Source organism: Carnobacterium sp. FSL E2-0243 (assembly GCF_038003605.1).
Taxonomy (GTDB): domain Bacteria; phylum Bacillota; class Bacilli; order Lactobacillales; family Carnobacteriaceae; genus Carnobacterium; species Carnobacterium maltaromaticum.
On the sequence record NZ_JBBOPM010000001.1, the window covers coordinates 2,203,381 to 2,218,526 of the forward strand.

Consider the following 15,146-nt stretch of genomic DNA (forward strand, 5'->3'; position numbering starts at 1 on the left):
TTAGTTATTCACCACTCTCAGCGCTACGTTGAATAAACGTCACGTAACGAATATCATTTGTATCCGCATAAGGTTTCACATAAACTTCTTTTGATAATCCAAAAGAATCTAGCTTGACTTCATCTACTTCACCGATTGGAAGTGTTCTAGGGGTTTTTCCACCTAATCCTGATGTCACAACTTGCGTGCCTTTCTCTGGAACTGCGTCTGCTGTAATTTGTTTCATAATTAAACGTTTCGTTTCTTTATCGTATCCATTAATAATCCCAAAAACTGGAGCTGCTCCACCTTGAACTTCTGCTGCAACTCGATTGTTTTTAGTGTCTGCTGTTGTAATTAATTGAACTTTTGAACTAGTTGGGCTAACTTCACTAACACGCCCCACAAGTCCTGGACCAGACATTACAGCCATGCCTTTTTCGATTCCATTTTGACTGCCTCGATCAACAATAATTTGATCTATCCAAGTATCTGGATTTCTCCCAATAACGGTTCCGTTGATTTTATTAAAATCAGAAATATCACTTTGCAAGTCTAACTGTTCTTGCATTTTTTTATTGGCTTCTTTTAAATCAGCAAGCTGAACCTGTTGCTCGTAAAGTTTATCAATTTTAGATTTTAACAATTGATTTTCTTCATAAGTATTTTTCAAGTCATCAATAGAGTCAATAAAACTAACGACCGCATTCGCGGGTTTAGCAAAAACACGACCAGTGATTGCCGTAATATCATTGGTAAATTGTTGAACAATTGGCAGTTTTGCTCGTTCTTTGATAGAGTATGCAATTAAACCCATACAAGCAATTACACTTACTAACAAAATAATTAACTTCTTATTTGAAAAAAATTGATGCAATTCGTCACCCCACTTTGCCTTAATGGCCTTCTCTATTTTACCATATCTCTGTAATAATAAACTAATTTTATTAAGAAAAACTAAACTCTTTGTAATTTTTTAAGAAAAATAGTTTTTTTGTGTTGTTTTTTCTATTTTTAAGCTATTTTTCGACATTTAATCACTGCTCAGTTATGCTTTTTAGCCCTTAAAAAAAGCGAGAAGTTAAAAACTCCTCGCAACGTCAAACTATTCAGATAGCTCACTTAATTAAAAGAACGGATATTTCATCATCTACAACTAGGTGTACTTGAAAGAATAGATTCTAACGGTTTGCGTTTTTCTTAAATAAATCAATATGTTTCAATGATTCACCAGTCCCAATGGCAACACAATCAAGTGGCTCATTTGCTACAAATACTGGTACTTGTGTTTCGTCTGCAATGACTTCAGCAATATTTTTCAATAATGCTCCGCCACCTGTTAATACAATTCCGTGATCAATAACATCTGCTGAAATTTCTGGTGATGTTTCTTCAAGAGTTTCTTTAACAGCAACTATAATTGCTTCGACAACTTCTTGTAGTGATTGAGATACATCGACTGCTGAAATTTCAATTGTTTTCGGTAGACCAGTTAGTAAATCACGACCTCTAACACTCATATCGCCATATTCTTTTGATTTTTCAACAGAAGCACAACCTATTTCCATCTTCACAGCTTCAGCTGTTCTTTCACCAATTAATAAATTGAATTTCTTACGTACATAATGAATAATCGCATCATCTAGACGATCTCCAGCCATACGAATTGAACGGCTACTCACGATTCCACCTAAAGAAATCGTTGCAACATCCGTTGTTCCACCACCAATATCAACAACCATACTACCTGTTGGGTCCATTACTGGAAGACCTGCACCAATAGCAGCAGCAAACGGTTCTTCGATAATAAAGGCATCTTTTGCACCAGCTGTGCGTGTAGCATCGATAACTGCACGTTTTTCAACTTCAGTTACTCCGCTAGGTACACATACCATCACATAAGGTTTTGAACTCGATTTTCCAATTGTTTTTTGAATATAATATTTCATCATAGCTGCAGTTGTTTCATAATCAGCAATAACTCCATCTTTCATTGGGCGAATTGCTACAATGCTTCCTGGGGTTCTACCAATCATATTTCTTGCTTCTTCACCAACTGCTACTATATCACCATTATTTGTATTTTTTGCTACTACTGATGGTTCTCTTAAGACAATTCCTTTACCATCCAAATAGACCATTGTATTCGCAGTACCTAAATCAATTCCAATATCCTTGCTTCCAAATCCAAACACACAACTTCATCCTCTCAGCTCTATCATAAATGGTCATCCATCACAAAATTTCAATTATTTTTTAGACCTACCAAAATAATCTATTAAATATACGCTCTATACTGTAACAGGAATAATCATACTTCATATTACCAAAGAAAACATTAATTTCGACCGTATTTTAATATAATTTTAAACATTTATTATTTTTGTAAACTTTTTGACATACCAAAATGCCTTTTAAGCTTATATTTCTTCTAGTTGTAAACTATTCTACTCTACTTTTCAATTTAAAATTTTATTGATTCATCAAATCAAATGACAACTCTTATTTTATAAGATATTGTTATTAAATTCAACCCAAAAATAAAATAACGTCAAATTTAATTTCCCCAATGAAAATGAACCGTAGCTCAATTAAAGTTATCTTGAAAATTAGGAGGGATATTCAAGATAATAGTTGGGTCTAATTAGTATAATCATACTTTATTTAATCATTAAATAAGACAATAAAAATAAAAAAAGACTAAGTACATACATACTTAGTCTTTAAAGGTTATAAGTGAATGAGCTTACGCTTTTTCTACGTTAGCTGCTTGAGGTCCACGGTTACCATCTTCAACGTCGAAAGTAACTGCTTGTCCTTCTTCTAAAGTTTTGAATCCGTCGCCTTGGATAGCTGAGAAATGTACGAATACATCGTCTCCGTTTTCGCGTTCGATAAATCCAAATCCTTTTTCTGAGTTAAACCATTTTACTGTACCTTGTTCCATAGTTAAAATTCCTCCTCGTGCCTTTAGCACATAATATTTGATATTCTTGCTTTACGGTACGAATTGGAATGTTCTGAAACAATCTTTTCTTTACCTAACAAAAACACTAAAGTTAGTATACCATAAATTTCTTTTTTCGACAAGAGTTTTCCTATTAATTCATTCACTTTTTTATTAAATGGTTCCGATTTCTTTCTTCTCAGTGTAACCCCTTTCCTTGGCTACATGGTTATTTTCTGACCAATTCTTAATTTAAGTTTAAAATTATTTTCTAATAAATAACTTGTAATTAAATATATCGGTTATGAATTTCTTTTTTTAGTTCTATTTTTATGATAATTGATTGGATTTCCTACTTAAATAATTCCAGTTTCTTTTAAACTAATATACCCCTTTTCTCCAACTACAATATGATCCAATAAATCAATCCCCATTAATTCACCACATTCGATAATTCGTTTTGTAAAACTAATATCTGCTTGCGATGGCTCTGGGTTGCCTGAAGGATGGTTATGACCTAGAATAATCCTTGCTGCCGAAATTCGCACAGCACCACGGAAAATCTCTCGCGGATGTGCTATCGAAGAATTTAATCCGCCAACAAAAATAGTTTCTTTTTTGATTAAATGATTTTTGGTATTCAAATATAAGGCAACAACATGTTCTTGTGGCAAATCCTTCATCTCTGTATATAGTAAATCCCCTACCATCTGGCTAGATGTAATATGCCCAATTTTTAATTGCGAGGCACTTGCTATCCGAACACCAAACTCAATTGCAGCCCTAATCTCGATTGACTTAGCATGACCAATTCCCTTTATTTCCCTGAGCTCCTCTAAAGAGGCTAGCTTAAGTTGGTGTAAATCGCCAAAATTGTTCAGCAACTCCATTGCTACAGCCAAAACATTGTTATCTTTTGAACCTGTTCGTAATAAAATAGCCAATAATTCATGTGTTCCTAAGGCCTTCTCTCCATATTCCTCTAAACGTTCCCTAGGCCGACTATATTTGGGAACTTCTAAAACTAAACTTCTTTCTTGCATGAAAAAGACCCCCTTTTACAATATAATATGTAAAAAGAGGTCGTAAGTTTTATTTATTTTGATTTTTAATGAAGTCTTTAACGTAAGATAAATCTTCATAAATAGCGCTAGTTTTTTCTTCAGCTTCAGGCGAAGGTGGAATTAAATCAGGCACCATAATTACGCGTATACCTGCATCAAATCCAGCTCTAATTCCGTTAATTGAATCTTCAAGAATTAATGTCTCAGCTTTTGGCACAGCCAAACCAGACCAAGCTTTTTCAAAAATTTCAGGATCTGGTTTTGCACGTTTAACTTCATCACCAGAAACAAAATAATCAAAACGATGCTGAATATTTTCACGTTTTAGAAAATTAGCCACCATTTCTTTTAAATTACTTGAAGCCACTACTTTTTTAATTCCTTCTGCTTCCAAGAAATCAAGCAATTCAATGAAACCAGCTTTCACCATTAAACCTTCATCTTCAACAATTTCATCTAAACGAGTACGGCTATCTGTAATGAGAGTCGCAACTTTTTCATCATTTTTAAAATCGCGATATAAATTTTCGTGCAACTCTTCGTCTGATGTCCCAACAAATTTAAGATAATATTTATAATCAAAAGGTAAGCCTAATCGATCCGCCACCTCTTGCATTGAGCGATAATAAAGCGTTTCTGTATCAAAAATTAATCCATCCATATCAAAAATTACTGCTTTTACTTTACCCACGTTACTTGTCCCCCTTAGTTGTTTGTTTCATCTAAAAAATAGTGTCGAACTTCAGAAATAAAATACAGTGACCCTGTTATAATCAAAACACTATTACTATCCATTTCATTTACAGTTTTTACTAAACCTTCTTGCCAAACTTCTTCAACATCATAATTACCAGTCAAATTAGTTGTTAACTGATTTGCTGATGCCGCTCTTGGATAATCAAAACTCGTTAAAATAAGATGAACATTTGGCAGAACTTGTAGCTGACCTAACATTTTATCAACTGCCTTATCCCCCAAAGCCGCGAATAGTACGTATATTTCTTGTTGCTCAAAATCATTTTTTAGCGTCTCAACCAGCCTGTTCATCGCCGGCTCATTATGAGCGCCGTCTAAAATAATTAATGGATCTTCATTTATTTTTTCCAATCTACCTGGCCAGAAAGCCGCTTTTAATCCACGCAACATCTGTTCATGACCAATAGCTAAACCTGTTTCATGACCGTATACTCGTAAAACTTCTAATGCTAATGCTGCATTTTCAACTTGGTGTTTCCCTAGCATTGACAAAACGACTTGTCTTAAGCAAATAAAGTCGTCTTCAAAAGTAAACGTCTCACCCCATGTCGGTAATGTTTTCCATTTTGAGATAAAATAATCTTTGTTAAAACACAGCAGTGGGCTAGCATTTTCTTCTGCAACTTTACCAATGACTTTTAAAGCTTCTGAATCAACATTTCCAACAACAACTGGGATACCTGGTTTGATAATACCTGCTTTTTGTTCTGCAATTTCAGCAATTGTACCACCTAGAATGTGCATATGATCAAAACCAATAGTTGTAATAGCCGAAACGACTGGCGTCACAACGTTGGTTGAATCAACTAATCCTCCTAAGCCTACTTCGATTAGAACAACATCCGCATGTCCTTCACCAAAATAAATAAACATCATTGTATTTACAACTTCAAACTCACTAGGACCGCCCAATGAAGTTTCTTCTAACTCCATCACTAGCGGGTAAACTAAGTTTGCTAAACGTAAAATTTCTTCATTTGAAATAGGTTCTCCGTTGACACTGATACGTTCATTAAAAGTGGTAATATAAGGCGACGTAAATGTCCCTACTACTTGACCAGCAGCCTCTAACATCTCTCGTAAGTACGTAACTGTCGATCCTTTTCCGTTTGTGCCTGCTACATGAATAGATTTAAATCGTCTTTCGGGATGCCCTAGACGCTTCATCATCCATTCCATTCTTTTCAATCCTGGCTTCATTCCCATCACTAATCTTCCATGAATCCATTCTAGTGCTTCTTCATACGTCTTAAACAACTTACATCCCACCAATTCTTCACATTCGTCATTTATACTAGTTATTACGTTCTTTTTTGTTTCTCTATTATACCGCTCTTGTTTAAAAATGACTAGCGTAAAAATAAAAAACAGAATGAGTTAAAAGTTCTTTTCAGCCCTTTTAACCCATTCTATCTGATTTTATTGTTGCGCTTTTAGTGAGGCAATACGTTCAGCAACAGCTTCACGTTTTTCTAAATAATCTTTTTCTTTTTCTCGCTCAACTTGTACAACTGCTTCAGGTGCACTAGATACAAAGCGTTCATTTGAAAGCTTACCTTGCACGCGTTTAACTTCACTTTCCCATTTAGCCATTTCTTTTTCTAAACGGATAATTTCTTCGTCAATATTAATTAAACCTGCTAATGGTAGATAAATTTCTGCGCCTGTAATAACCGCGCTCATAGCCGACTCTGGAGCTTCAATTTGACTAGAAATCACTAGATTTTCTGGGTTACAAAAACGCTCAATATAAGTTTCATTTTCTTTTAAGAAGGTTTCAATTGAAGCATCATTCGTCTTGATTAGCAATTCAATTTTCTTAGAAAGAGGAGTATTCACTTCTGAACGAATCGTGCGAACTGAGCGAATAAGTTCCATTAACACATCCATACCTTTTGCAGCATCCTCATCGTTTAGCTCTGGGTGAACTACCGGATATTCAGCTATAACTAGAGATTCCCCTTCATGAGGAACACTTTCCCAAATTTTTTCTGTTACGAATGGCATAATTGGATGCAGTAAGCGCAATGTTTGGTCAAGAACATAAGCTAAAATACTTCTAGTTGTTTGCTTAGCTGCTTCGTTTTCACCATTTAGTACCCCTTTACTCATTTCAATATACCAATCACAAAAATCATCCCAAATAAAGTTATATAAGTGACGACCGGCTTCACCAAATTCAAATTTTTCAAATAAATCCGTTACTTTTTCAACTGTTTGGTTCAAGCGCGTTAGAATCCAACGATCTGCAATAGTTTTTTCGCCACTAAAATCAATTTCTTCATAGCTTAAACCGTTCATATTCATAATCGCAAAACGACTAGCATTCCAAATCTTGTTGATAAAGTTCCATGCTGCATCCATTTTATCATAACTAAAACGAACATCTTGCCCTGGAGCTGAACCATTTGATAGGAACCAACGCAAAGCATCTGCACCATATTTATCAATAACTTCCATCGGATCAATCCCATTGCCTAAAGATTTACTCATTTTGCGTCCATCTTCATCGCGAATTAAACCATGGATTAACGCTTTTTGGAAAGGACGTTTGCCGGTAAATTCTAAGCTTTGGAAAATCATACGACTTACCCAAAAGGCAATAATATCATAGCCTGTTACAAGTGTATTAGTTGGGAAGTAACGTTTAAAATCTGGCGCTTCTGTATCAGGCCATCCCATTGTTGAAAATGGCCATAAAGCTGAACTAAACCAAGTATCTAATACATCTGGATCTTGTACCCAATTTTCACTATCTACTGGGGCTTCCATGCCAACATAAAGTTCGCCAGTTGTTTTATGATACCAAGCTGGAATTTGATGTCCCCACCATAGTTGTCTAGAAATAACCCAGTCATGAATATTTTCCATCCAACGCATGTAGTTCGTTTCGAAACGCTCAGGTACAAACTCAATCGCTTGATCCGTTGCTTGATTGTCCATCGCTTCTTTTGCTAAAGGCGCCATTTTCACAAACCATTGTGTTGATAAACGCGGTTCAACAACAACTCCAGTACGTTCAGAATGACCAACACTATGAACCATTGTTTCAATTTTGATTAAATGACCTAATTCTTTCAAATCAGCTACAACCGCTTTTCTTGCAGCAAAGCGATCCATATTTTGATATTTTCCAGCTAATTCATTCATGACACCAGATTCATCCATTACATTGATTCTAGGTAAATCATGGCGATTTCCAACTTCGAAATCATTAGGGTCATGAGCCGGTGTAATTTTAACGACTCCTGTACCAAAATCCATTTCAACATAGTCATCTGCAATAATTGGAATTTCTTTATTAACTAAAGGTAGGATAACCATTTTCCCAATTAAGTGTTTGTAACGTGAATCTTCTGGATGAACAGCAATTGCAGTATCACCTAACATTGTTTCTGGACGAGTTGTAGCTAACTCAACAGTCCCACTACCATCTGCTAACGGATAACTCATATGGTAAAAAGCACCCTCAACATCTTTATGAATGACTTCAATATCCGATAAGGCTGTTTTAGCTTTAGGATCCCAATTGATAATATATTCTCCACGATAAATAAGGTCTTTTTCATACATGGATACAAAAACTTTACGAACTGCATCTGATAAACCTGAGTCTAAAGTAAAACGCTCACGACTATAATCAACTGAAATTCCAACTTTTGCCCATTGCGCGCGAATCACGCTAGCATACTCTTCTTTCCAATCCCAAACTGTTTCAATAAATTTTTCACGGCCTAAATCATAGCGTGAAATACCTTCTTGGGCTAATTTTTCTTCGACTTTTGCTTGAGTCGCAATTCCCGCATGATCCATCCCTGGCAACCATAATGTATCGTAGCCTTGCATGCGTTTTTGACGAATAATAATGTCTTGTAATGTGGTATCCCAAGCATGGCCTAAATGTAATTTTCCAGTCACGTTTGGAGGTGGAATCACAATCGAATATGGTTCTTTAGTTTGATCCTCACTTGGCTTAAATAAATCTTTTTTTAGCCACTCTTCGTAGCGTCCAGCTTCTACTTCTTGGGGTTGATACTTAGTTGGCATTTTTAGTTCTTCTGACATACTATCTTCCTCCCTATTTTTCATTTGATTTTAAGTTTTATAAACTAAGCAAAGTTATTTTAGGTTTATGCAATTTCATTTGTATTTTTACTTAAAATACGACAAACCAAAATTATCGGATTACATCAACCTTTTGATTAATGCATACTGTGTTTCTAAGTTGCTTAAGCAACAAGAACCTCAACAAACCAACATTTAAGGATCACAGTCCATCTTTGATGGATGTGTATCATGGTTCTAAGTTGCTAAAGCAACAAGAACCATGACAAAAAGCATCCGCCTAAAATTAATTAGGACGAATGCTTTGAATTCGCGGTACCACCTATTTTGCATGTTGAAAACAACACACCACTCTAAACGCTGTTAACGGATCGCTACCTCCGGATAGAGTTACTCTAACTTCCCTCTATCAGCTCCCAAGCTACATTCATTTTAGACTAATAAAGAACTCTCAGCATTTGTTCTTTTCTCTTAAAATTAGTATCTAAAACTACTCCTCTTGATCAATGCTTTTCATTGACTTTATTTTAGCATTGAATGATAGTAAACTCAACAGAAAAATCGATTTCTAGCTGATTGAATGATTTAAATTAAGGCTTTTGTTGCTGCCAATGCAGCTGTATAGTCTGGCTCATGGCTCATTTCTGGCACAATTTCTTCATATACTAAAACACCGTCTTGATCGATTACAAAAACCGAACGAGCTAATAAGCCTAGTTCTGGCATATATACCCCATATGCTTTAGCAAATTCTAAATCTGTATCATGTAGCATTTCCATTTCAACACCATTTCCTGCACACCAGTCCGCTTGCTCTTCTTTGGTATTGTTAGAAATCGTAATCAATTGAACATTTTCTAATTGTCCCGCTTCTTGATTAAAATGTTTTGTTTGAATCGCACAAACTGATGTATCGATGTTTGGTACAACACTAACCAAAACAACTTTTCCTTGATAATCAGCTAAATTAATTTTTTTATCTGATAAGTTGTTCAATGTAAAATGAGGTGCTTTTTCACCTGTTTTTGGCTGAGTTCCCTCAACTTTGATGACTGTTCCTCTTTTGGTAATTTCCATTATTTATCGCTCCCTTATTTATAAAAAAGTTTGTTGAGTTGGCTCATAAGAACTACATCTCTATGTGCTTTTACACTCTTTCTAATTAAGTATACAGTTTCTTCTTAGGGATAGGCAATTATTCTGCTTACAAAATCTCAAGAGACTGTCAAATTAATTCTTAGTCCCTTGATTATTATAACAACCGATTTTTTAGCTCAATTGCGTTTGTTTGCGAATTTTTTCATTAAAGTAGATAAGTGTTAGTAACTCTGTTGTTAAGTCGATATAACGAACGTCTATCTCATTAGATACTTTAACTCGACCCGGTGCAAAGTTAAGAACTGCTGTAACACCTGCAGCCACTAATTGATTAATTGCTTCTTGCGAATGTTGACTAGGAACTGTTGAGATGGCTGTGGTTATTGATTCATGCTGAATAATTTCTTCCATCTGACTAATATGGTAAACAGGGATTCCACCAATTTTTTGATTACACAATTCTTCATTTGTTTCAAAACCACAAGTGATTTTCAAATTGTCATCTCGTCTAAAATTATTGGACATCAAAGCGCGCCCTAAATTCCCAACTCCAACTAAAGCTACTTTTGTTACTCTATTCACATTTAATATTTGATCAAAAACATTTAAAACATGACCAACTTCATAGCCATAACCACTTCGACCCAATTCTCCAAAATGTGAAAAATCACGACGAATTGTAGTGGAAGGAACTTGCGTTAACGTACTGAAATCTTTAGACTTAATCCGATGAATCCCAGATTCTTCTAACGATTTTAAATAGCGATAATACAACGGTAAACGCTTGGCTGTTGCTTTAGGAACATTTTTATTTTTCTCTACTTTCTCCATACAACTCACCTTCCTAATTTACTTCATATAATCTTATATTACCATTGTAAAACAGTGAATTCAATTTATATGTGACATGATTCACATTATTTTAATCAAAATCTTACTCTGCTTAATCCCTTAGAACTGAAAAGAGCACCTTACTTTTTAAAATAAGGCGCTCTTTTCGGTATTTATTTAATCTATTCAGCCAAAAACAATTTGCTCTGAAATAATGGTTTTCAAAACATGGATATCTGCTAAGTTTTCTTTTTCAATCGTAAATGGATTTTCTTCTAAAACAGTGAAATCTGCTACAAATCCGACTTTAATTTGTCCGCGTGTTTTTTCTTGATAACCTGCCAAAGCACTTCCTGTTGTATAAAGGCTAATCGCTTCAAATACAGATAATCCTTCATCAGGAAAATAAGCTTTTCCATTTTTATCTGAGCTGACAGTCCGTGTAACAGCAGCATGAATCCCTAGAAATGGATTTGGAGTCTCAACTGGAGCATCACTTCCGCCAGCTGTAGGAAAACCCGCCTCGGCAATACTGCGCCAAGCAAAGGCCAAAGGAGGATGATTGGTTCCTAAAACCTCTAAGGCCCATGGCAAATCGCTGCTCATAAACTGAGGTTGAACATCGAATAATAAAGGCATATTTTTAGCTTTTGCTAACAATCCTGGATTCAACCACGGCGTATGAATCATCCGATCTCGTTGTCCTTTTTTGGGTGGATAAGCTTTTAAGGTCTGAATCACTTTTTCAAATGCTAAATCACCTAATATATGAATGGCAACTGGTAAACCAGCATTTCTTGCCGATTGGACCATCTTTTCAAAAATGTCATCTGTTTGAATTTGTAAACCATGATGTTCAGAATCTGATGCATAGCCATTTTTCATTAATGCCGTTCTTGATCCAACCGTCCCATCATAAAAAATTTTCATTGCACCTAATTCAATAAATGGATCACCATCTAAAAATTGTTGATTAGACTGATTAAAAGCTTCTAATTCAGCATTATGAATTAGTAAATGACTCCTAAAAGGTAACTTATCTACACCGAGACACGCTTTAAAAGTGGCCAAAGTTCCTTCAAATCCATTGAAATAGTGCAAATCTTCTGTATGACCGCCTGTAATCCCTTTAGTCCACAAATCTTTAACAGCCAGAGTAAGATAATCTTCCATCTCACTTGGTGTTGCTGGTGGAAAAGCATCGATAGCTAAATTAGTCGCCTCATCTTTTAAAACTCCAGTAAACTCACCCTTCTCATCTAGTACAATTTCTCCCCCACCTTCAAATTTTTGCCATTTTTTAATTCCAATTTCTTGAGTAAAGGCTTCATTGATAACTACATTATGATAATCAATTCGTCTAACAAGGATTGGATGAGTCATTGAAAGAGCATCTAAATCAGATTTTTTAAATGCTTCTGTACTATCTTGCCATTTATTCTCATTGTATCCTTCGACAAAAAGCCACTCTTTTTCTCTAAGTTTTGCTACTTTCTCTTTAATCATTCGTAAGGCCGTTTTTTTAGATGTACACTGATTTAAATTTAAACGAGCTAAACTTTGACCATACCAAAGCAAATGCAAGTGGCTATCAACAAAACCTGGAAATACAGTACTTCCTGCTAGGTCTATTTCTTCTAATACTTCTGGATAATATTCTTTTAATGACTCTTCCGTACCGACTCCAATGATTTCTCCATTATTTGTTAAAACGGCTTCAACTGTCTCACCCTCGTTTGACATCGTATAAAAAAGACCATTTTTCCATAATTTCATTTTTATTCCTCATTTCTGTTGTTGAAAAATACTAAAAAGAGGCTGAGAATTTTATCTCAGCCTCTCAATTTATCCGAGATGAACTTGATTTTAATCAGAGTAGAACAACTTTCATCGTACTTTATAATCCGGCTCTTAAAGCTTGCTATTTCTTATACTTCTACAACTGCGCACAATTGAAGACCGCAATTGCTTGCATTTGTTTCCAGTATATTCGGAGCAGAACAGCTTTCATCGCACTTTATAAAAATTCTGAAAAGGCTTCTTCTTGTTGCTCTTCCAATGAATCACCTGTTTTAATTTCTGAAATGACTAAGCCTGCCATTGCGCGTTCGATTAAACCATCCACATCTAAGCGAGCTTCGAATTTTTGTGCTTTTTCTAATTTCGGCTTTGTTTTTGGTGCTGGTGGAGCAAAAATTGTACAACAATCTTCAAAAGGTTGAATCGATAGTTCTAATGTATCGATTTTTTGTGCAATTTCAATAATCTCATTTTTATCCATTGAAACAACTGGGCGAATAATTGGAGTATTCGTAACCTCATTAATGGATACCATACTTTGGAGCGTTTGAGAAGCAACTTGCCCAAGGGATTCCCCATTTACAATTGCTAAGCCACGTTGCTGTTCACGTATTTTATCCGTTAAACGCATCATCATCCGACGAGTAACGGTCATTAAATAACCTTCTGGTACAACACGTTTGATTTCTTCTTGAATTTCAGTAAATGGAACTTCAATAAATTGAATACTTCCAACATAAGCAGTTAATTTAACGGTTAAGTCTTTCGCTTTTTGTAGCGCACGAGGGCTTGTATAAGGCGGACTATGGAAATGAACCGCTTGAACTTCAACACCACGCTTCATTGCTAAATATCCGGCAACTGGAGAATCTATTCCTCCAGAAAGCATTAGCATTGCTCGTCCACCTGAACCAACAGGTAAACCTCCTGCTCCAGCTATTCGTTGACAAGATAGGAAGATACCCTCTAAACGGACTTCCACTTTGACTTCAATATCTGGCTTCTTAACTTGAACCTTAATTCCTTCAACATTACGCAAAACTTCTGCACCAAGTAATTGATTGATATCATTTGTATCTAATTCAAAAAGGTGATCTGCACGTTTTGTTGTAATTTTAAAGGTTTGCCCTTCTTTAAAAACAGATTGCACCATTTCAACAGCAACTTTTTTGACAACGTCCATATCACGAGGCAAGCGAACAACTGGTGAATAATTTTGAATCCCAAAAATAGGCTCTAAACGTTTCATTACAATGTGACTATCTGCTCCATTTAATTCTAAATACATATGATCACGTTCACCAAGAATTTTAATCTCTGGAAAATCATGTAACGCCCGTCTCACATTTTGAGATAATCGATTGATAAATGTACGTTTATTTTTTCCTTTTGTTGATAATTCGCCGTAGCGAACCATAATTTCTGTATAGTTCATAATTTGTTTCCTTCCTATTAGTGAATGTCTCTAAATTGTTCCTCTAACTTAGCAAATTCAACTAAAAATTGCTTGGCTTCTGCTAATGTGTTGGTATCTGTTAAGCTAACTCGAACAGCGCTTGTTGCTAAATTTTCGGGTACATGCATCGCGGATAAAGTACTCGAACTCGTTTGACTTCGACTTGAACAAGCACTTGTGGTTGAAATATAAATCCCAACTTTTTCCATCGCATGAACAAATACCTCGCCACGAATGCCGCGTAAAGCAAAACAAAGAATATGCGGAGCACCTGTTGGCGAAGAAAAAACACTTACTTTAGAATATTTTTCCAAACCCGCACTTAGATACTCTTTTATCTCGCGTTGCTTTTGCTGTTTTACTAGTGCATCAGTATAAAGTAAACGCAGTGCTTTTGACATGGCCACAATACCAGCCAGGTTTTCGGTTCCACTTCTACGACCAAATTCTTGTCCCCCACCACTTAATAGTGGCGCAATTTTTTTCCCTTGTCTAATATACATAAAACCAATGCCTCTTGGTCCATGAAATTTATGAGCTGAAAATGTTGCTAAATCTACTCGAGAACTCGCAGATAAATCTAACTTAATTTTTCCAATTGCTTGAACAGCATCCACATGAAAATGAACCTTTGGATATGCTTTTAAGATTTCTCCAATTTCCGCAATGGGTTGAATACTGCCAACTTCATTATTTACTGCCATAATTGAGACCAAAATCGTATCCGAACGTAACGCTTCTTTTAACTCCTCCAAAGAAATAATACCCTCACGATTTACAGAAAGATACGTCACTTCAAAGCCCTGTTTTTCCAGTTGAGCCATTGATTCTTTGACGGCTGGATGTTCAACAGAGCTAGTAATCAAATGTTTCCCATATTTACCCTTCTCAATTGCTGTCCCTTTAATTGCCCAATTGTCACCCTCTGTTCCACCACTAGTAAAGAAGATTTCTTTTGGCTCTACTCCCATAATTGATGCCACTTGTTTTCTGGACTGCTGCAATAAGCCATCCGCATGATCGCCTAGATGATGTAAACTTGAAGGATTTCCGAAGACTTCTTCCGTTACCTTCACATAAGTTGCTACTACAGAAGGATCTGTTTGTGTTGTTGCACTATTATCAAAATAAATCATTTAGTTCACACTTT

At 35.6% G+C, this 15,146-nt stretch carries 12 protein-coding genes and 1 other annotated feature; all 12 genes read right to left on the bottom strand.

The features are described from left to right. Positions 1–4: 4 nt before the first annotated feature. Entirely contained in the window at positions 5–856 is an 852-nt protein-coding gene (gene mreC / locus MHI00_RS10330; RefSeq protein ID WP_010050442.1) for a rod shape-determining protein MreC, read from the bottom strand. Positions 857–1,160: 304 nt separating this feature from the next. Then, positions 1,161–2,174: a rod shape-determining protein gene (locus MHI00_RS10335; protein ID WP_010050438.1), complete on the bottom strand. Its 1,014-nt coding sequence runs from the start codon at positions 2,172–2,174 to the stop codon at positions 1,161–1,163. 551 nt (positions 2,175–2,725) lie between these two features. Beyond that, complete coding sequence (locus tag MHI00_RS10340) at positions 2,726–2,926, bottom strand: cold-shock protein (RefSeq protein ID WP_010050435.1); 201 nt, start codon at positions 2,924–2,926, stop codon at positions 2,726–2,728. A gap of 356 nt (positions 2,927–3,282) precedes the next feature. Continuing rightward, positions 3,283–3,969 (bottom strand): RadC family protein, encoded by a 687-nt coding sequence (radC, locus tag MHI00_RS10345; RefSeq protein ID WP_010050431.1) that lies wholly within the window; start codon positions 3,967–3,969, stop codon positions 3,283–3,285. A gap of 49 nt (positions 3,970–4,018) precedes the next feature. Then, positions 4,019–4,681 (bottom strand): HAD family hydrolase, encoded by a 663-nt coding sequence (locus MHI00_RS10350; RefSeq protein WP_010050430.1) that lies wholly within the window; start codon positions 4,679–4,681, stop codon positions 4,019–4,021. Between the two features lie 14 nt (positions 4,682–4,695). After that, the gene (locus tag MHI00_RS10355; RefSeq protein WP_341113406.1) at positions 4,696–6,003 is read right to left on the bottom strand and encodes a bifunctional folylpolyglutamate synthase/dihydrofolate synthase; all 1,308 of its coding nucleotides are present in this window, start codon (positions 6,001–6,003) and stop codon (positions 4,696–4,698) included. Positions 6,004–6,165: 162 nt separating this feature from the next. After that, positions 6,166–8,811: a valine--tRNA ligase gene (locus MHI00_RS10360; protein ID WP_135054730.1), complete on the bottom strand. Its 2,646-nt coding sequence runs from the start codon at positions 8,809–8,811 to the stop codon at positions 6,166–6,168. A gap of 288 nt (positions 8,812–9,099) precedes the next feature. Continuing rightward, positions 9,100–9,327: a binding site (T-box leader), on the bottom strand. A 69-nt stretch (positions 9,328–9,396) separates the two neighbouring features. Further along, positions 9,397–9,888 (bottom strand): thiol peroxidase, encoded by a 492-nt coding sequence (tpx, locus tag MHI00_RS10365; protein ID WP_010050427.1) that lies wholly within the window; start codon positions 9,886–9,888, stop codon positions 9,397–9,399. Positions 9,889–10,080: 192 nt separating this feature from the next. Continuing rightward, positions 10,081–10,740, bottom strand: a complete 660-nt coding sequence (locus MHI00_RS10370; protein ID WP_015076076.1) for a redox-sensing transcriptional repressor Rex — start codon at positions 10,738–10,740, stop codon at positions 10,081–10,083. A 186-nt stretch (positions 10,741–10,926) separates the two neighbouring features. Beyond that, the gene (locus MHI00_RS10375; protein ID WP_341113412.1) at positions 10,927–12,516 is read right to left on the bottom strand and encodes an amidohydrolase; all 1,590 of its coding nucleotides are present in this window, start codon (positions 12,514–12,516) and stop codon (positions 10,927–10,929) included. A gap of 241 nt (positions 12,517–12,757) precedes the next feature. After that, entirely contained in the window at positions 12,758–13,975 is a 1,218-nt protein-coding gene (gene thiI / locus MHI00_RS10380) for a tRNA uracil 4-sulfurtransferase ThiI (protein WP_010050424.1), read from the bottom strand. Positions 13,976–13,992: 17 nt separating this feature from the next. Beyond that, a complete protein-coding gene (locus MHI00_RS10385) occupies positions 13,993–15,132 on the bottom strand; it encodes a cysteine desulfurase family protein (protein ID WP_317943319.1) in 1,140 nt (379 codons plus the stop codon). Positions 15,133–15,146 lie beyond the last annotated feature (14 nt).